Genomic DNA, 16,199 nt, shown 5'->3' with positions numbered 1-16,199 from the left:
GGAGCTATCTGCGAGAGGCGACTTCGTGTTCTAAAGTCGTCGTGTCGGAGGAAGCCGCGCTCATTTGTGGCTCGTTTGTCGCAATAACGGGCGCTCAAGTTGGTTGCGTGAGGTGGGGCGTTCGCGGGTGTTATGTCGCAGATTGCCTTGGCATCTCGATTAGCCACTGCGCCAGAAGTGTCAGTGCCTCACTCAGATCTTCGAACGACGGGCCGCCGAGGCAAAGCCGAATTCCGCTCGCCCGATCCTCTCGGTCCACCATCATGGTATCCGGAGGGGTCAGTTTGATGCCGGCCTCCGCAGCGGTGGATACGAAACGGTTCGCAGCCTCGCGCGGCATCGGCAGCCAGGCGTTATAGGCATCGGGATCAGAGACAAGTTCGGCCGTACCGAGAAGAGAGACAGCCAGACTGGCTCGACGCCGCGCCTCATGGCGCAGATCCCGCTGGATCGAAGGGATGACGCCGGTGGCCAGCCATTCCTCGACCACTGCACAGGAGAGTGGCGACGGGGCCAGAGGCATGTCTTGCAAGGCGTCTTGCGCTGCTTCGTTAAACCCAGCCGGCAGCGCGAGCACGCCGATCTGCAATCCGGGGCCAAGCGACTTGGACAGCCCGTTCACATGAAAGGCAATCTCGGGCGCCAATGCCGTCAGCGGGGGCAAAGCCGGCTCGGCCGGCGCATAGACGCCGTCCTCGATGATCCACGCGCCCGCCCGACGGCAAATTTCCGCGATGGCCTGCCTTCGCTCCCCGCCCATCGTGGCGGTGGTCGGATTGTGAAGCGTCGGGGTGAGGTAAACTGCCTTTCTGCCGCCCGATGCGGCCCTGTCGAGCGCCTCTGCCAGTGCCTCTGGCACCATCCCTTCTGCGTCGATCCTGACACCCTGCATCCGATATCCCTTCCGCCGGGCCAGCGCGATTGCACCGGGATAGGTGATCCGTTCGGTCAGAAGGAGCCCCTGCGGACCGCAGGCGAGGTCGAAGGCCAGCGAGAGCGCCTGGCGGGCGCCGCTCGCCAGCACCAGATGCGACGGATCGACGATGAGACCCAGTGTTTCGAGCCAGCGGGCCAGAACACGGCGGTGCTCCAGATGTCCGGCGGGCGGGGCGTAGAGATTGAGATGATCCGCATCGATCTTGCGCGCGATCCCCGTCAATGTCCGCGCCAGAAGGCGTGCGTTGAGCGTTGCTGGCGGGGCGTTGGATGAGAGATCGATCTGCCGATCCTTGTGTGCGTGGCGGATCGCCACGAACGTTCCCCGGCCCTTGATGCTGCGTGTCAGACCTCGCCGTTCAAGAGCGGCATAGGCTTTCGTCACCGTGCCAAGGCCAATCCCCAGTTTCCATGCGAGATCGCGATGCGCCGGCAAGCGGTCGCCTCCCGTCAGCCGCCCTTCGATGATGTCGTCGGCCAGAGCGAGCACCAGCCGCTCGGCGGCATTCGCCTCTATGTCGGCGAGACGTGGTGCCCATGGCGATTGAAGGAGCATGTTCACCACCTCGATAAAAGTGTCACATGACACTATTCATATAAACAGCAAGTGTAACATACGCTATGACGACGTTGAACGAAATACACACTTGCAGGAGGCGCCTGACCGCGATGACGGGCGCATGGAGAGCCAGATGTTCAGTCATGTTACCGTCGGGGCGCGCGATCTTGAGCGGGCGGGTCGTTTCTATGACGCCGTGCTCGTTCCGCTCGGCCTGAAACGCCGCGTCGTTGCCTCCGATGGCGGGCCTCCGGCGCTTTGCTGGGTGGCTATTCAAGCGCCACTGCCGCGCTTCTATGTCTACATCCCTTTCGATGGCGAGCCGGCGACGGCCGGCAATGGCTGCATGGCCGCCTTTCTGTCCCCCTCGCGGAAGGCTGTGACGACGGCCTACACGGAGGGTCTCGCGCACGGCGGGACGGACGAAGGCGCCCCAGGCCCGCGCCCACACTACGGCGACGGTTACTTCGGTGCGTATCTGCGCGACCCCGATGGAAACAAGGTCCACATCGTTCACCGCGGAGACCTCCAGCATTGATGCTGGAGAAGCCTTCTGTTTCTGGAGAATTTCGAATGATCGGCAGTCAGATAGCACTCGTCTACGGCACCTATCTCGTCGCCACCGCCAGTCCTGGGCCGAGCAACATGGCGATCATGGGAACGGCGATGCGCGATGGCCGCCTGCCCGCCCTCGTCCTGGCGGCGGGCGTCATCACGGGCTCGCTCTTCTGGGCAGTACTGGCGGCGACGGGCATTTCCGCCGTGTTGGCCGCCTATGCAGAGGCGCTTTTCGTCATCAAGATCGTTGGCGGTGTCTATTTGCTCTATCTGGCGTTTCGTGCGGGCAAGTCGTCTCTGAAGCCAACTTCCGATTTTACGAAGATGGACGCAGAGCGTACGACGCCGTGCTATCGGTCGCTCTACCGGCAGGGCATCCTCATGCATATCGGAAACCCTAAGGCCATCATGGCCTGGATGGCGATCATGTCGCTGGGGTTCCGTGAAGACGCGCCGGCAAGCACGCTGCCACTGATCGTCGGCGGTTGCGCCATCCTCGGTGTCCTGGTGTTTGGCGGTTACGCCATTGTCTTTTCGACAGCCTCCATGATTGCCCTGTACGCCAGATTGCGGCGCTGGATTGAAGGTGTGCTTTCAGCCGTGTTTGCTGTTGCGGGACTTAAACTGCTTGCCTCGCAGAGCTGATGTTCGTCGATACCCCAATGAATTGATCCAAATTGAGAAGCAATGTCATGACCTTTGCCGTCCATATGGTCGATGTGTTTGGCGCTAGGCCGCTTTCTGGTAACCCGCTGGCGGTGGTCATGGGCGCCGACACCCTGACGACCGATGAGATGCAGCAGTTGACGCGGTGGTTCAATTTGTCCGAGACCGCCTTTCTCTTGTCGCCCACGCATCCAGATGCAGACTACCGGGTCAGAATATTCACACTGGACAGGGAGATGCCTTTCGCCGGGCACCCGACGCTTGGAAGCTGTCATGTCTGGCTCTCGACGGGTCGGGTGCCGAAGAAGGCGACGGAAATCATTCAGGAATGCCGGGCCGGTCTGGTCACGATCCGGCGTGCGCATGGGCGGCTTTCGTTTGCCGCTCCGCCGCTGATCCGTTCCGGCGCGCCAACACAGGGTGAATTGGATGGGGCCCGACAACTGCTGGGCATTGAACCTTGCGATATCCTTGATGCCGCCTGGATCGACAATGGGCCTGGATGGCTGGGGATCAGATTGGCATCGGCGGAGAAAGTGCTTTCGCTCAGTCCGCTCCGAAGCTGGCCCGGTCGGATCGATGTTGGTGTGGTTGGTCCGCATGCAAAGGGTGGCGATGCAGCTTTCGAGGTTCGCGCGTTCTTCAGCGACCATCTGGGTGCAATCGTCGAAGACCCCGTCACCGGAAGCCTCAATGCCTCGATCGCACAGTGGTTGTTCGCTGGAAGTGTGGTTGCGGAGGACTATGTCGCCGCCCAGGGGACCCGTCTTGGGCGCCATGGCCGGATTCATGTGGGCCGCGATGATGTTGGCCGAATTTGGGTAGGCGGCGAAACGCGCACGCATGTCGAAGGCGGGCTGCACGGCCTTTGAAAAGGGAAAGAAGAGGTGTTTCATTGAATACAATCGATAGGGCAGAAATTGAGCTCCCCGTCCAAAGACAGCTCGAAGCCTACAACGCCCGAGACATTGAGGCATTCATGCCTTGGTGGGCTGATGATTGCCAGTACTACGCATTTCCCTCCACGCTTCTGGCAGGGAGCGCTGTCGAAATTCGGGAGCGACATATCGAACGGTTCAAAGAGCCCGATCTACACGGAACTTTGCTGACACGTATCGTGGTCGGCAATGTCGTCATCGACCACGAAACGGTTGCTCGAACTTTTCCGGAAGGGAAGGGCGAGGTCGATGTCGTTTGTATCTATGAAGTTGAAAACGGCAAGATTGCCAAAGCCTGGTTCAAGATCAGCGAGCGGAGGCTTTTGTAGCCTTAGGCAGACTGTACGGGGCCGATTGCACGGCCTTTGAAGCGGTAAACAAGAGAGTGGTGACTTAATGGACGAGAGTGTTTTCCGGCCGATCGCGGAGCGTGTATTGGCGGATGATTGGGGACGGCTGACCAAGTACGAATATGAACTTCGGCTCAGGGATGGAGGTTGGCAGCGGCAGACCCGAGAGACTTACGATCGTGGCAACGGGGCGACATGTCTGTTGTACAATCCCCGAAGTGGCCGTGTTCTGCTGACCCGTCAGTTTCGTTTGCCGGTTTTCTTGAATGGCGGTCTGGAGTCATTGATCGAAACCCCGGCGGGACTGCTTGATGGTGCCGAGCCGGCAACACGGATGCGTGCAGAACTGATTGAAGAAACTGGGTATGATGTCTCCGAGCTGACGCATCTTTTCGACATCTACATGAGCCCCGGATCGGTCACGGAATACCTGGCATTTTTCTACGGCGAATATACCGAGAAACACAGGGTGGGAACTGGCGGCGGCGCTCCTGACGAGGGAGAAGACATAGACGTACTGGAAATTTCGTTGTCCGACGCGATCCAGATGATCGACGGTGGTGAGATTCGCGACGCCAAAACGATCATTCTGCTTCAGCACCTGACGATCCGGCTCTTTCAGGAAAAGGACGTGAAGCGCTGAACCGGATCTCCGGGCCATATCGATCTCGGATAGATGATGATCCTGCTAAGATTGCCGTCCTCGACATGGAACCTCGAGATGGATCAGTTTACAACGAATGTCCTTTTCGACATCGACATCGAAGTCATCCCGCCCGAGCACGACCGAGGCCAGTCCGGAAACGCGATGATAGGCCTCTGTCGTCAAAAGAAGCGGTCGGCCTCGCGAATGGACGCCGACGCTTGCTGCAATTGTGACGAGTGCCTCGCCCCATGACGCCGTCGGTGCCAGAGCCATCATCCGAGGTGCTGGTCAAGTTTGCGAAGGCGCTTGCGCAGCTTCCCGACGGCTATCGACAAGGAAGCTTCGCAGGTCGCCCATGGGGCGTGACCGTCAGGCGCTCGGCCGATGGCAGGCGGATCTGGTTATTTGGCGAGGAACTGGGCGGAGCGGATGTCGTCAGCTTCAACATTTATGTGCTTTCTGGTGCGAGCACCACGCTCAAGCCCTGCGAAATGTCCTCGTCGAAGGTCGTCGATTTCGTCCTTGGCTTTAAACCAACCTAAAGCGGTGATCTGCTTTCCGCTTTGATGGCTCAGCCTGCCATTGCCGAGAGCGCTCGACCGTAAGAAGTCCCGTAGGTCGAGACGTTCAAGCTGGCCTGACGTTTTCGGCTTTCGATTTTCCGGTCTTGCGGTCCTGGCCAAGTTCGTAGCTGACCTTTTGACCCTCTCGAAGTGGGCTTCCGCCTTCCACCGCTGACACATGGACAAAGACGTCCGCTCCACCGTTGTCCGGTGTGATGAAGCCAAAGCCCTTGTCCTGATTGAAAAACTTAACCGTACCGATTGCCATGATTATCCTCGTCAGCTGAGTCTGCAAATTCTCGCTGCAGCTTATTCAAGGCTGCCGCCTCCCGCAACCACGCATTCACGCGGTTGCGGCTCGGACGGCACGCGGTCGAACTCTTTCGTGTCCTGTCAGCGAAGGCCGCCTGTGCGCCATTGCCCGTCGTAGACAGTGCCTAATGATGATGAAGGCGAGCGCTGCGATTTTTCGTGCACGATATAGCGCGGCGGGACAGCGAACTTTCACGCAAACGGAAGTGCGCTCGAGGTCCTCATGCCATACGACCTGACGATCATGCATTGCGCCCCGATTGCGCTATGAGCTCATCGGTATTGGCTAGAAGTCGCCGTACGGCATTGCGAGCCGCGTTCGGGCGTCCGAGGCGGATGCTTTTCTCGATGTTCTCGTGAAGCTTCAGTGCGTGGACGGAGCTGCTGTCCTCCCGGGTCACCAGCAGAAAAAGGTGGTTGAGTGCAGATTCGATGAGTGCCCCGAGCGGCACCAGAAGATCGTTTCCCGACGCGTGCAGGATTGCAAGGTGGAAGCGCGTGTCGGCCTGGATGCGGGTCTGCAGCGTTGTCGCCTGTTGCATGTCTCTCAATGCTGCGCTGATTTCGATCATCTGCTTTTCGTTCCGGCGGGTGGCGGCGAGCGCGGTCGCCTCCGGCTCCAGGATGTGGCGAAATTCCTGTACGGTCTTGAGGAACTGGAGACGGTCCGGCGAGACCGCATACCAGCTCAGAACGTCGCGATCGAGCAGGTTCCAGCGCTCCCTCGGCTCCACCCAGCTGCCGACTTTCGGGCGCGAGGCGAGCAAGCCCTTGGCCATCAATATCTTGATCGCCTCTCTCACCGCAGTGCGACTGACGTTGAAGATTTCCGTCCATTGCGTCTCGTTCGGCAGGATCGTTCCGGGCGGATAGTCGCCACGCACGATACTGAGCCCGATGTCATCGGCAAGCGACATGTGGACGCTGGGTCCCGACATACGAGGCGCATCGAGGCGTCGGCTCGCACGCTTCGCCTCTGCCGTGGTCGATCCGGCGGAGACTTTTCCTGATTGTCGTTCAGCCATTTTCGTCTTTTCTCGCGTCTGTACCGCTCAGCCGCGCAGAGCGTCACTCGACGTCAACATATTTCCGCCAGCTGTGTTGGGGCTCAAAGCCGAGCATCGCGCGGGCTTTGCGGTTTGATAAGAGAGTCTCGTATTCGCCGATCTGCCCCCTGACAGGAACGCCTTGGTAAAACCGGTCGATCAGTTCGCGGGTTGGAATGTCGGAGGACGTATCGTCGCTTGCTGCGTTGAAGACCTGGAACCCAAGACCGTCCGTCTCCACGGCCCTGAGTGTGATCTGGCCGAGGTCGCGCGCATCGACATAGCTCCAGGCAATGCGCTTGCGAAAGCCCGGATCGGCAAACCAGCCGGGGAAGAGATGGTATTCGTGCGGCTCGATCACATTGCCAATGCGCAAGGCATAGATGTCGGCGCCGCTTCTGAGTGCAAAGGCGCGCGCGGTCTTTTCATTGACGACTTTGGAGAGTGCGTAGCTATCCATCGGGTCGACGTCATAGTCCTCGTCGAGCGGAAAATAACGCGGGTTTCGCGGCTCGTTGGCGAAGACGAGGCCGTAGGTCGTCTCACTCGATGCGATGACGATCTTGCGGATGCCAAGTTTCACCGCCGCCTCGATGACATTGTAGGTGCCCATCGCATTGACGCGAAAGAGTTCGTTGTCGGGGGCGATCAGGATGCGCGGGATCGCGGCAAAGTGGACGACGGCATCGATTGGCTGCGGCGCGAGCGACGGGTCGAATTCGTGCAGGCCCGTGTAGCTTGACAGGGCGTTGAACACTTGGCCGCTGTCCGTGATGTCGGTGATCAGCGTGCGCACCTTCGGGTTGTCGAGGGGCTTCGTGTCGAGGTTAAGCACCTGGTGGCCCTGTTCGACGAGGTATTGCACGACATGGCGGCCGGCCTTGCCGCTCCCTCCGGTGAAGATGATCCGCTTGGTCATTGTGTTCTCCATGCTCTGCAAGATTGGGGTGATCCCGATCGAGGATAGTTCGTCAAAGGGATCTTCCAGGCGGGGTCGTCGCAAGGTGCCGCGGCCAGCCGGCAAAACTGCGTGCTGACCACGGTCGCAGCGGATAGGGCGGAGGCGCCGGGGAACCCTCAAACGACGCCCCGGCCACCGTTTTTACTTCTGGATGCAGGTATCCGCCGTATCCTTGGTGCATTCGTCGAGGCCCGTGAATACCGGATCCTCCACCGGCTTGCCGGCGATCAGGTCCAGCATGACTGACGGCGCCTTGTAGCCCATTTCGAACGGGCGCTGGCCGACGAGCGCAGTTACGAGACCTTCCTTGGCAATCGCCACCTCGTCGCCGATCGTGTCCGCCGCGCCAATGACGAATTCATTTTTCGCGATCTTGTCCGCCATCGGCTTGAACAGGTCGCGATAGGGTTGCGGTGCGCCGAAGAGCGGCCAACCGCCCATGATGCCGAAGGCATCGAGGTCGGGATTGGCAGCGAGGATATCGGTCATCGCCTGCACGCCCTTTGCGCCGTCGTCATTGGTAAAGACCGGGCAACCTGCGACCTCCGTCCAGCCGCCTTCACCCTTCAGTTCGGCAAGCCCCTCTTTTCCCGTGAGCACGTCACGCATGCCTTGGGCACGCCGCAGGATGTTGTCGGCACCAGGGTTGCCCTCGATCGTGCAGATCTTGCCGCCGTTCGGCTTGGCCTTCTTGATGTAATCGGCGATCCGCGCCCCCATCGTGTAGTTGTCGGTGCCGAGGTAGGTCTTGCGCAGGCCCGCGTCTTCCTTGGCGAGGTCGGCATCGAGCGTCATGACCGGGATTGTCGGGTTGGCCGTCTTCAGCGTCTGGGCAATCAGCTTGGCGTTGGATGGCGAAATGGCGATCGCAGCCGTGCTGGGCTTGCCGAGCATGTCCTGGACGATCTGCGCCTCGCCGGCTTCGTCGGAGGTCGACGCCGGGCCGGTATAGAAGCACTCATATTCCGAGCTTGTGTTTTCCTTGTTCCACTTCTGGCATCCTTGGTTGATTGCCTCGAAGAACGGATTGTCGAGGCCTTTGACGACAATGACGAGCTGCTTCTTCGTCTGGGCGCCGGCGGAACCGGCGGCCAGCGCGAGTGCTGCAACTGCAAGCACCAATGCTTTCCTCATTCTATCCTCCCGTTGAACAAGCGGACACCGTCTGTCCGCGGCACAAATCAACCCGGATACCAGACGATGCGAGGGTCGCTTGACGGACGCTCGTATTGCCAGGCCTGGTCGATAAGCTTTTTAAGATCGTATTCCGGCTGCCAGCCCAGCAGGTACTTCGCCTTGCTGTTGTCCAACCAGTTCGAATGGAAGTGGCTTGGAACGTCGACGGACGGCAGACCGCGCGTGCGCCTGAGGTAGCTTGCGACCTCACCGTAGTCGACCGGGCGATCCATGGCGATGTTGAAGCGTTGGCGCTCTGCGCGCGGATTGTCGATTGTGTTGAGTATTGCCGAGACGAGGTCGCTGACGTGGACGAAGTTGCGTTTAAGCGGTCTCCCGTCGGCATCGCGCAGTAACGGAACCGTTCCGGCCTCCGCGTGACGCCTGGCTTCGTCGGCCCCAAAAAACGTTTTCCAGTCGGGTCCGCCAAACACGTCGTCACCGAAGGAAAGCGAATATTTGAAGTCGTCCTTCTCCATGATCCACGGCGCCCGGAGGCAACAGACGTTCAATCCGTATTGGATTGCATACTGCTCGACGATCACTTCCTCGAGCACTTTCGAGAGCGCGTAGCAGCCAGGATAGGCGCGGTGCGATGTCGACTCGGTGATCGGTCCGTCATGAGAATAGAAGAAATGGCCGACCGCGGCGTCGCCGCCGATCAGGATGAACTGCCGCGCTGTGGGGCTCGTTCTGAACGCTTCGAGCAGCCAGAAGAGGCCCTTGACGGTTACGTCCATGACGTCGGCCGGTGTTTCCTTGCAAGTCGCCAGATGCACGACGTGGCTGACACCGGCAATCGCGTCTTCCGCGACCGCGCGATCGGCGATAGAGCCGCGGATGATCTCCAGCCGCGCGGCTGGATCGAGCACACGGTTATGGCAGAGCGCGCGAACGCGCGCTTGCGAAAAACGTGGCCGATCAAGCAGCGTTGCTATGAGGTGCCGCCCGACCTTGCCAGTTGCCCCGGTGACAAGGATAAGCATGCTTATCTCCCAAGAATTAGCTAATATATGATCGCTTCGCCCCAATGTCTATTTGTCATACAAAACAGGTTTATCGGGTGAGAGATCATTGACGCATTCATGACGATTTGCGTAAATAAGCAGTCGCTGGCCCGCGAGGGGGCGGACACGCGGCGAGGCGTGGCGGATTGGCGCGTGTTGTCTGGAAGGCTGGTCGTGCTGCTAGAACTCAGCAATATTTCCAAGCACTTCGGGGCCATACAGGCAGTGAACGACATTTCGCTGTCGTTGGAGGCCGGTCAGGTTGTCGGCCTGATGGGCGACAACGGCGCCGGCAAATCGACGCTTGTCAAAATGATCGCAGGCAATTTCCGTCCGAGCCACGGAACCATGCGCCTTAACGGCAGCGATATCGTCCTGCATCGCCCCATCGAGGCAAGGCAGTTCGGCATCGAGATCGTTCACCAGGATCTTGCCCTTTGTGACAACCTCTCCGCGGCCGCGAATGTTTTCCTCGGCCGCGAACTGAGGCGCGGCATCGGCCCCTTGCGCGTGCTAGACTACAAGGCAATGTACCGCCGCGCCGGGGAGATCTTCAAAGAACTCCGCTCGGAGACCAGACCACGCGACCTCGTGCGGCAGATGTCGGGTGGCCAACGGCAAGCGGTGGCGATTGCGCGTACGATGATCTCGCAGGCGAAGATCGTCTTGATGGACGAGCCGACAGCGGCAATTTCCGTGCGCCAGGTGGCCGAAGTGCTTCATCTGATCCGGCAGTTGCGCGATCGCGGTATCCTGGTTGTGCTCATCAGCCATCGTATGCCCGATGTCTTCGATGTCGCCGATCGCGTCGTCGTCATGCGCCGGGGCCGCAAGGTGGCGGACAAACCGATATCAGAGACTTCGCCGGAGGAAGTGACGGGGCTGATTACCGGAGCCATCGAGGGTGGATGAGGGAAAAGCGATCTCGATCGTCTGCACCGGAGGAATGGGAGGAACGATGGCAACGACGCTGGACCAGACGATCGAGCGCAGGCAACGCACGCTCGGAGGAACGATCCTCGGGAACCAGACCTTCTGGGTTCTGATCGCCGTCATCCTTGCCTGCATCTTTCTGTCGTTTGCCACCGACAGCTTCGCGACCGCAAAGAATCTTTACAACATCACCCGCAACGTCACCTTCGTCGCAATCATCGCTCTCGGCATGACGCTCGTCATCATCACCGGCGGGATCGACCTTTCGGTGGGCTCGGTGCTGTGCCTGTGCAGCATGGTGCTCGCCGTCACGATGCACGCGGGATACGGCATCGAGACCGGCATTGCCGCCTCCGTGGCGACGGCGCTGGCGATCGGCGCGTTCAACGGCATTCTCATTGCCTATCTCGGTTTTCCGCCCTTTGTCGTGACCCTCGGCATGCTCTCGATTGCCCGAAGCCTGGCCATGGTCGCGTCCAACAATACGGTGGTTTTCGAGTTCGGCCCGGACCACGACAAGCTGTTGTCGCTCGGCGGCGGATCCGTCTTCGGTATCGCCAACCCTGTGATCTACATGATCCTGCTGGCACTTTTGACCGGTTTCGTGCTGCGTTGGACCCGGATTGGCCGCTACGTTTACGCGATCGGCGGCAACGAGAAGGCGGCCACTGCCACGGGCCTTCCCGTGCGACCGATCAAGGTCTGCGTCTACATGATCTCGGCGCTCTCGGCCGGCATCGCCGGCATCATCCAAACCGGCTGGCTCGGTGCGGTGACGACCAATATCGGCGCCGGCATGGAACTGCAGGTCATCGCCGCGGCCGTGATCGGGGGCGCGAATCTTGCCGGCGGCGTCGGCACTGCCTTCGGCGCGCTCGTCGGCGCAGCACTGATCGAAGTGATCCGCAACAGCCTCGGACTTCTCGGCATCAACGCCTTCTGGCAGGGTACGTTCATCGGCAGTGCGACTATCCTTGCGGTTCTTTTCGATCGTATTCGCAATTTCCGCCAGAGCGAGTGACCCGTACGAAGACTGGCCAAGAAGGGAGTCACCCTGAGGGTCGCACACTGGCACGTCGCCTGTACGAAGCCGGTTTGGGCTCCGCGCGGCCTCATTCGATTATGTTGCCGACAATATTCTTGTGAAAAATCCTTCCCTAAGGCACAATTTATGAACGCAACCGAAGTGCGGCGCTATCGGAATTCCGACCGACACGCGCCGCGGAACGGTTCGCGCGGGAGAGGCTGCGTCAATGGCCCAGGGGTTCTTCCTTCTGTTTGCTGCGGGGGCCGTGATCACCGCCCTGACAGTCGTCCTGGCGCGCAACCCTGTTCACAGCGCATTGGCGCTGATGGCATGTTTCCTGCAGATCTCGGCAATCTTTGTCCTGCTCGAGGCGCCGCTGCTCGCGGTCGTGCAGATCTTCGTTTATGTCGGCGCCATCATGGTCCTCTTCCTGTTCGTGATCATGATGATCGACGTGCGCGAGGCGGTCCTGCAGCGGTTTCTGCCGGGGCGAAATCTGCCTGCATTGACCCTGCTCGTCCTGCTTGGGATCGAGATGCTTGCGCTGGTGCTCTGGAGTGGTCGCTTTTCGGCGGTTGAGCCCATCGCGCAGCGCGGCGGCGATCAAGTCCGGCAGCTCAGCACGACACTTTTCGCCGATTATCTCCTGCCGTTTGAAGTTGCTTCGATCATCCTTTTGGCGGCACTCGTCGGCGCCATCGTACTGGCTCGGAAGGAGTCCGGGTGATGGTTCCGCTCTGGTGGTACATTTCGCTCGCAGTGGTCCTCTTCGTGATCGGAGCGGCGGGTGTGCTGCTCAGGCGCAACATCCTGGTCGTGCTGATGTCGCTGGAGCTGCTGCTCAACTCGGTCAACATCAATTTCATCGCCTTCGGACGTTACTACGATGATTTTCGCGGGCAGATCTTCGCGATCTTCGTCATCGCCATCACCGCGGCGGAGGTTGCCGTCGCCCTCGGCATTCTGGTCGCCCTCGTGAGGAACAAGGCCACCCTCAAGATCGACGACGTGACGGCGATGAAAGGATAGCGGCTTGGAACCGGTGCTATCAGTCCGGCCGCTACTTGCCGTCGCCATCGCCGGGCTGGCGGCACTTGCAGTTCTCCTTCTGAACAAGCACGAGAAAATCCGGGATGCCGTCTCGCCTCTGGCGGCGGTCGCCATGTTCGCGATCGTCATCTCGATGGCGCCCATTGTGCTGGCGGGCGGCACAGTCGAACTGCGCCTGTTCGAGATCCTGCCGGGGGTCGACTTCGCTTTCCGGGTCGATGCGCTCGGCATGGTGTTTGCCACCGTCTCATCGCTCCTGTGGATCGTCGCGGCGGTCTATTCCATCGGCTACATGCGGCACCTGAACGAGCACGCGCAGACCCGCTTCTTCGCCTGCTTTGCTACCAGTCTCGCCGCCGCCGCCGGGGGCGCCTTCGCCGCCAACCTGTTCACGCTCGTGATCTTCTACGAGGTGCTGAGCCTCGTGACCTATCCGCTCGTCTACCATCACGAGGACGAGGAGGCATGGGCGGGCAGCCGCAAGTACCTCGTCTACCTGATGGGCGCGTCGAAAAGCGTGCTTCTCGCCGCGCTGGCGCTGACCTATCAAATTGCCGGGTCACTCGACTTTGTACCCGGAGGGTTGCTGGCGAGGGTCGATGCCTCGGCGCCGCTCCTGACGGTTATCTATTTCTGCTACCTCTTCGGCTTCGCCAAGGCGGCGGTGATGCCGATGCACGCCTGGCTGCCTGCCGCCATGGTGGCGCCGACACCGGTCAGCGCGCTCTTGCATGCGGTGGCCGTGGTCAAGATGGGCGTGTTCTGCGTGTTGCGGGTGGTGTTCCATGTCTTCGGCGTGGATCTGGTGGGCAGGCTGGGTCTTGGCATCGCGACGGCCTATCTGGTCTCCTTCACCATCCTGATGGCGTCGATCTATGCTCTGACCCGGGATGACCTGAAGGCGCGGCTCGCCTATTCGACGGTAAGCCAACTCTCCTATGTGGTGCTGGGCGCGGTGCTTTTGTCCCCCGTCGCGATGATCGGCGGCATCCTTCATATCGCCGTGCACGCCTTCTCCAAGATCACGCTCTTCTTCTGCGCCGGGTCTATCTATTGCGCCTCGGGAAAGCGAAACATCAGCGACATGGCCGGTATCGGCCGCCGGCTGCCCTGGACGATGGGAGCATTCTTCGTCGCTTCGCTCAGCATGATCGGCGTACCGCCGACCGCAGGCTTCGTCAGCAAGTGGTATCTGACGCTCGGCTCGGTCGAAGCAGGAGAGATGGCTTTCCTCGCCGTCCTGTTGGCGAGCTCGGTCCTCAACGCCGCCTACTTCCTGCCGGTCAGCTATATCGCCTTTTTCAAAGCGGAGGCGCCGGGAGCGGCGGAACCTGTCCGTGAAATTCCGCTGGTGACGATCCCGCTGGTCGCGACCGCTGCCCTGTCGGTGTTGATGGGCATCTTCCCCGGTTATTTCCTCGCCTTGGCGGAAGGAGTGGTCAGATGATCAAGCGTGTCGTCGATTTCTTTGGTGACGAGGGCTATGCGCGGTCGCGCCGCCGGTTGTTCTATATTGTGCTCGTTCTCATCGTCGTCGCCGATTTTCTGGTTCCGCGCGAACACGCCGAATATCTCTGGGACCGCTTGCCTGGCTGGTCTGCCGTCTACGGCTTCGGCTCCTGCGTGCTCATCATTTTCGTTTCCAAGTTCCTCGGCCATCAGGGCGGGCTCATGCGGCGCGAGGACTATTATGATTGAGTTCGTCCATCCCGCCCTTCTGTTCATTCTCGGCGCCGTGCCGATCCCGTTCCTGAAGGGATCGATCCGCAAGACCTACCTGGTGCTGATCCCGGTTTTGGCGATCGTCGCGGTCCTCACGATGGAGCCGGGCAGTTATGGCGCGGGGCGCTTCATCGGGCAGGAAATCCTGTTTGCAAAGGTCGACAAGCTCAGCATCGTCTTCGCCACCGTTTTCACCATCATGGCGCTGATCGGCATGGTCTACGCGCTGCATCTGTCGCAAGCCGGCCAGCACGTGGCTGCCTTCGTCTATGTCGGTAGCGCGCTCGGTGTTGTCTTCGCCGGCGACTACCTCACCCTTTACCTCTTCTGGGAGGGCATGGCGTTTGCGTCGGCCTATCTGGTCTTCGCGCAAGGGGGAGAACGGGCAATCCGTGCAGCGTTCCGCTATCTGATGGTGCATCTCACCGGTGGCGTCGCTCTGCTCGGCGGTATCGTGCTTCACGGGCTCGCGGCCGGCTCGCTGCTCTTCGGCCCGATCGGGGGCGGCGCTCTCGCGGGAACAATGGATACAGGTGGCTATCTGATCCTGGCAGGGTTCCTCCTCAATGCCGCGGTGCCGCCGCTCAACGCCTGGCTCACTGACGCCTACCCCGAGGCGACCGTCACGGGGGCGGTGTTCATGAGCGCCTTCACCACCAAGACGGCCGTCTACGTGCTGGCGCGGGCGTTCCCGGGGACCGAGTTGCTGGTCTGGCTCGGCGCTGTGATGGCGCTCTACGGCGTCATCTACGCGGTGCTGGAGAACGACTGTCGGCGGCTTCTCGCCTATCACATCGTCAGCCAGGTGGGTTACATGGTGGCGGGCATCGGCATCGGCACCGAGATGGCTGTAAACGGAGCCACCAGCCATGCCTTCGCGCATATCCTCTACAAGGCGCTTCTCTTCATGGGGGCGGGGGCAGTGATCCACGTCACCGGGCGGCGCAAACTCACCGAGCTCGGCGGGCTCTACAAGACCATGCCGCTGACAGTTGCCCTCTACATGGTCGGTGCCTTCGCGATCTCGGCCTTTCCGTTCTTCTCGGGCTTCGTCACCAAGTCGATGGTGGTGGCCGCCGCGGGGCAGGATCACCGCGCGCTGGTGGTGCTGGCCCTAACGATGGCGTCTTCGGGCACGTTCCTGCACACCGGGCTCAAGCTGCCGTATTACATGTTTTTCGGCACCGATCGAAAGCTGGAGGCGCGGGAGCCACCCCGCAACATGCTGGTTGCGATGGCCATGGCGGCGGTGCTCTGCATCGCGATCGGCGTGTTCCCGGAGCCGCTTTACGCGCTGCTTCCCTATCCGGTCGACTTCGAGCCCTATACCGGCGCCCATGTCACCGAGAGCCTCGGCGTGCTGATGTTTACCGCGCTGGGTTTCGTGCTGTTCCTTAGGGCGCTCGACCCGGAGAACACCATCAGCATCGACACCGATTGGTTCTACCGCAAGGGTGCGCGGGGCTTCCTGTGGCTCGCCGAGAAACCGTTGGCGCGCTACGAAAAGGCGGTGAGCAACGTGTCCGAGACCGCGGCGTTGCCCTTCCTGCATGGTACGGCGCGCGCCGGACTGCGGGTCGATCTAAACGGCGTGGATGCCGTCGTGAATGGTCTCGCCCGCGCGATCCTTGATGGTGGCGGCGCATTGCGGCGCCTGCAAACCGGCATGGTGACCCATTACGCGCTGGCAATGATCGCCGGCGTCATCGCTGCAATCGCCGTTTTTGCCGTCATGTGGCAGTAGGGGGT

At 60.7% G+C, this 16,199-nt stretch carries 19 protein-coding genes; 13 read left to right on the top strand and 6 right to left on the bottom strand.

The features are described 5' to 3' along the window. Window positions 1-130: 130 nt before the first annotated feature. Window positions 131-1,498 carry an aminotransferase-like domain-containing protein gene (locus V7S54_RS22930; RefSeq protein ID WP_336408950.1) on the bottom strand — a complete coding sequence of 456 codons (1,368 nt, stop codon included), beginning with the start codon at window positions 1,496-1,498 and terminating at the stop codon, window positions 131-133. Window positions 1,499-1,628: 130 nt separating this feature from the next. Here V7S54_RS22930 and V7S54_RS22925 point away from each other — a divergent pair, with 130 nt between their 5' ends. From V7S54_RS22925 to V7S54_RS22900, 6 genes are all read left to right on the top strand, one after another. Then, on the top strand, window positions 1,629-2,033 hold the full coding sequence (locus V7S54_RS22925; RefSeq protein ID WP_336408844.1) for a VOC family protein: 405 nt from the start codon (window positions 1,629-1,631) through the stop codon (window positions 2,031-2,033). A gap of 35 nt (window positions 2,034-2,068) precedes the next feature. Next, window positions 2,069-2,698 carry a LysE family translocator gene (locus V7S54_RS22920; protein WP_336408949.1) on the top strand — a complete coding sequence of 210 codons (630 nt, stop codon included), beginning with the start codon at window positions 2,069-2,071 and terminating at the stop codon, window positions 2,696-2,698. 47 nt (window positions 2,699-2,745) lie between these two features. Then, window positions 2,746-3,591 carry a PhzF family phenazine biosynthesis protein gene (locus V7S54_RS22915; protein ID WP_336408843.1) on the top strand — a complete coding sequence of 282 codons (846 nt, stop codon included), beginning with the start codon at window positions 2,746-2,748 and terminating at the stop codon, window positions 3,589-3,591. A 23-nt stretch (window positions 3,592-3,614) separates the two neighbouring features. After that, on the top strand, window positions 3,615-3,986 hold the full coding sequence (locus tag V7S54_RS22910) for a nuclear transport factor 2 family protein (RefSeq protein ID WP_176707598.1): 372 nt from the start codon (window positions 3,615-3,617) through the stop codon (window positions 3,984-3,986). A 67-nt stretch (window positions 3,987-4,053) separates the two neighbouring features. Next, complete coding sequence (locus V7S54_RS22905; protein WP_336408842.1) at window positions 4,054-4,650, top strand: NUDIX domain-containing protein; 597 nt, start codon at window positions 4,054-4,056, stop codon at window positions 4,648-4,650. Between the two features lie 251 nt (window positions 4,651-4,901). Next, window positions 4,902-5,195: a hypothetical protein gene (locus V7S54_RS22900; RefSeq protein ID WP_336408841.1), complete on the top strand. Its 294-nt coding sequence runs from the start codon at window positions 4,902-4,904 to the stop codon at window positions 5,193-5,195. 85 nt (window positions 5,196-5,280) lie between these two features. On the opposite strand, the gene V7S54_RS22895 is transcribed toward V7S54_RS22900, so the two are convergent. From V7S54_RS22895 to V7S54_RS22875, 5 genes are all read right to left on the bottom strand, one after another. Beyond that, window positions 5,281-5,484 (bottom strand): cold-shock protein, encoded by a 204-nt coding sequence (locus V7S54_RS22895; RefSeq protein ID WP_057248747.1) that lies wholly within the window; start codon window positions 5,482-5,484, stop codon window positions 5,281-5,283. 286 nt (window positions 5,485-5,770) lie between these two features. Next, window positions 5,771-6,553 (bottom strand): FadR/GntR family transcriptional regulator, encoded by a 783-nt coding sequence (locus tag V7S54_RS22890; protein ID WP_336408840.1) that lies wholly within the window; start codon window positions 6,551-6,553, stop codon window positions 5,771-5,773. A gap of 43 nt (window positions 6,554-6,596) precedes the next feature. Next, complete coding sequence (locus tag V7S54_RS22885; protein WP_336408839.1) at window positions 6,597-7,493, bottom strand: NAD-dependent epimerase/dehydratase family protein; 897 nt, start codon at window positions 7,491-7,493, stop codon at window positions 6,597-6,599. A gap of 183 nt (window positions 7,494-7,676) precedes the next feature. Continuing rightward, window positions 7,677-8,669, bottom strand: coding sequence for a sugar-binding protein (locus V7S54_RS22880; protein WP_058327842.1), 993 nt, complete (start codon window positions 8,667-8,669; stop codon window positions 7,677-7,679). 47 nt (window positions 8,670-8,716) lie between these two features. Then, on the bottom strand, window positions 8,717-9,697 hold the full coding sequence (locus V7S54_RS22875) for an NAD-dependent epimerase/dehydratase family protein (RefSeq protein WP_336408838.1): 981 nt from the start codon (window positions 9,695-9,697) through the stop codon (window positions 8,717-8,719). A 99-nt stretch (window positions 9,698-9,796) separates the two neighbouring features. On the opposite strand from V7S54_RS22875, the gene V7S54_RS22870 reads away from it, so the two are divergent. The 7 genes from V7S54_RS22870 (at window position 9,797) to V7S54_RS22840 (ending at window position 16,194) form a co-directional block, all read left to right on the top strand. After that, window positions 9,797-10,630 carry an ATP-binding cassette domain-containing protein gene (locus V7S54_RS22870; protein WP_442892600.1) on the top strand — a complete coding sequence of 278 codons (834 nt, stop codon included), beginning with the start codon at window positions 9,797-9,799 and terminating at the stop codon, window positions 10,628-10,630. 46 nt (window positions 10,631-10,676) lie between these two features. Then, entirely contained in the window at window positions 10,677-11,672 is a 996-nt protein-coding gene (locus tag V7S54_RS22865) for an ABC transporter permease (protein ID WP_336408837.1), read from the top strand. A 232-nt stretch (window positions 11,673-11,904) separates the two neighbouring features. Next, complete coding sequence (locus V7S54_RS22860) at window positions 11,905-12,405, top strand: NADH-quinone oxidoreductase subunit J family protein (RefSeq protein ID WP_336408836.1); 501 nt, start codon at window positions 11,905-11,907, stop codon at window positions 12,403-12,405. Continuing rightward, window positions 12,405-12,707, top strand: a complete 303-nt coding sequence (gene nuoK / locus V7S54_RS22855; protein ID WP_065376020.1) for an NADH-quinone oxidoreductase subunit NuoK — start codon at window positions 12,405-12,407, stop codon at window positions 12,705-12,707. Before V7S54_RS22860 ends, nuoK begins: the two co-directional genes overlap by 1 nt. A gap of 4 nt (window positions 12,708-12,711) precedes the next feature. Next, the gene (locus V7S54_RS22850; RefSeq protein WP_065376021.1) at window positions 12,712-14,175 is read left to right on the top strand and encodes a monovalent cation/H+ antiporter subunit D family protein; all 1,464 of its coding nucleotides are present in this window, start codon (window positions 12,712-12,714) and stop codon (window positions 14,173-14,175) included. Continuing rightward, window positions 14,172-14,426 (top strand): hypothetical protein, encoded by a 255-nt coding sequence (locus V7S54_RS22845; RefSeq protein WP_065376022.1) that lies wholly within the window; start codon window positions 14,172-14,174, stop codon window positions 14,424-14,426. Before V7S54_RS22850 ends, V7S54_RS22845 begins: the two co-directional genes overlap by 4 nt. Next, a complete protein-coding gene (locus V7S54_RS22840) occupies window positions 14,419-16,194 on the top strand; it encodes a Na(+)/H(+) antiporter subunit D (protein WP_336408835.1) in 1,776 nt (591 codons plus the stop codon). The genes V7S54_RS22845 and V7S54_RS22840 overlap by 8 nt, the downstream gene beginning before the upstream one ends. The last annotated feature ends 5 nt before the right edge of the window (window positions 16,195-16,199 follow it).

It is taken from the genome of Ensifer sp. CCNWLY38, assembly GCF_037120565.1.
GTDB classification, from domain to species: Bacteria; Pseudomonadota; Alphaproteobacteria; order Rhizobiales; family Rhizobiaceae; genus Ensifer; species Ensifer adhaerens_H.
This window is presented reverse-complemented; position numbering and strand designations above follow the sequence as displayed.

Coding starts and splice junctions, on each gene's coding strand:
- V7S54_RS22925 (WP_336408844.1), top strand. CDS start 1,629: ATGTTCAGTCATGTTACCGTCGGGGCGCGCGATCTTGAGCGGGCGGGT.
- V7S54_RS22920 (WP_336408949.1), top strand. CDS start 2,069: ATGATCGGCAGTCAGATAGCACTCGTCTACGGCACCTATCTCGTCGCC.
- V7S54_RS22915 (WP_336408843.1), top strand. CDS start 2,746: ATGACCTTTGCCGTCCATATGGTCGATGTGTTTGGCGCTAGGCCGCTT.
- V7S54_RS22905 (WP_336408842.1), top strand. CDS start 4,054: ATGGACGAGAGTGTTTTCCGGCCGATCGCGGAGCGTGTATTGGCGGAT.
- V7S54_RS22900 (WP_336408841.1), top strand. CDS start 4,902: ATGACGCCGTCGGTGCCAGAGCCATCATCCGAGGTGCTGGTCAAGTTT.
- V7S54_RS22895 (WP_057248747.1), bottom strand. CDS start 5,484: ATGGCAATCGGTACGGTTAAGTTTTTCAATCAGGACAAGGGCTTTGGC.
- V7S54_RS22890 (WP_336408840.1), bottom strand. CDS start 6,553: ATGGCTGAACGACAATCAGGAAAAGTCTCCGCCGGATCGACCACGGCA.
- V7S54_RS22885 (WP_336408839.1), bottom strand. CDS start 7,493: ATGACCAAGCGGATCATCTTCACCGGAGGGAGCGGCAAGGCCGGCCGC.
- V7S54_RS22880 (WP_058327842.1), bottom strand. CDS start 8,669: ATGAGGAAAGCATTGGTGCTTGCAGTTGCAGCACTCGCGCTGGCCGCC.
- V7S54_RS22875 (WP_336408838.1), bottom strand. CDS start 9,697: ATGCTTATCCTTGTCACCGGGGCAACTGGCAAGGTCGGGCGGCACCTC.
- V7S54_RS22870 (WP_442892600.1), top strand. CDS start 9,797: ATGACGATTTGCGTAAATAAGCAGTCGCTGGCCCGCGAGGGGGCGGAC.
- V7S54_RS22865 (WP_336408837.1), top strand. CDS start 10,677: ATGGCAACGACGCTGGACCAGACGATCGAGCGCAGGCAACGCACGCTC.
- V7S54_RS22860 (WP_336408836.1), top strand. CDS start 11,905: ATGGCCCAGGGGTTCTTCCTTCTGTTTGCTGCGGGGGCCGTGATCACC.
- nuoK (WP_065376020.1), top strand. CDS start 12,405: ATGGTTCCGCTCTGGTGGTACATTTCGCTCGCAGTGGTCCTCTTCGTG.
- V7S54_RS22845 (WP_065376022.1), top strand. CDS start 14,172: ATGATCAAGCGTGTCGTCGATTTCTTTGGTGACGAGGGCTATGCGCGG.
- V7S54_RS22840 (WP_336408835.1), top strand. CDS start 14,419: ATGATTGAGTTCGTCCATCCCGCCCTTCTGTTCATTCTCGGCGCCGTG.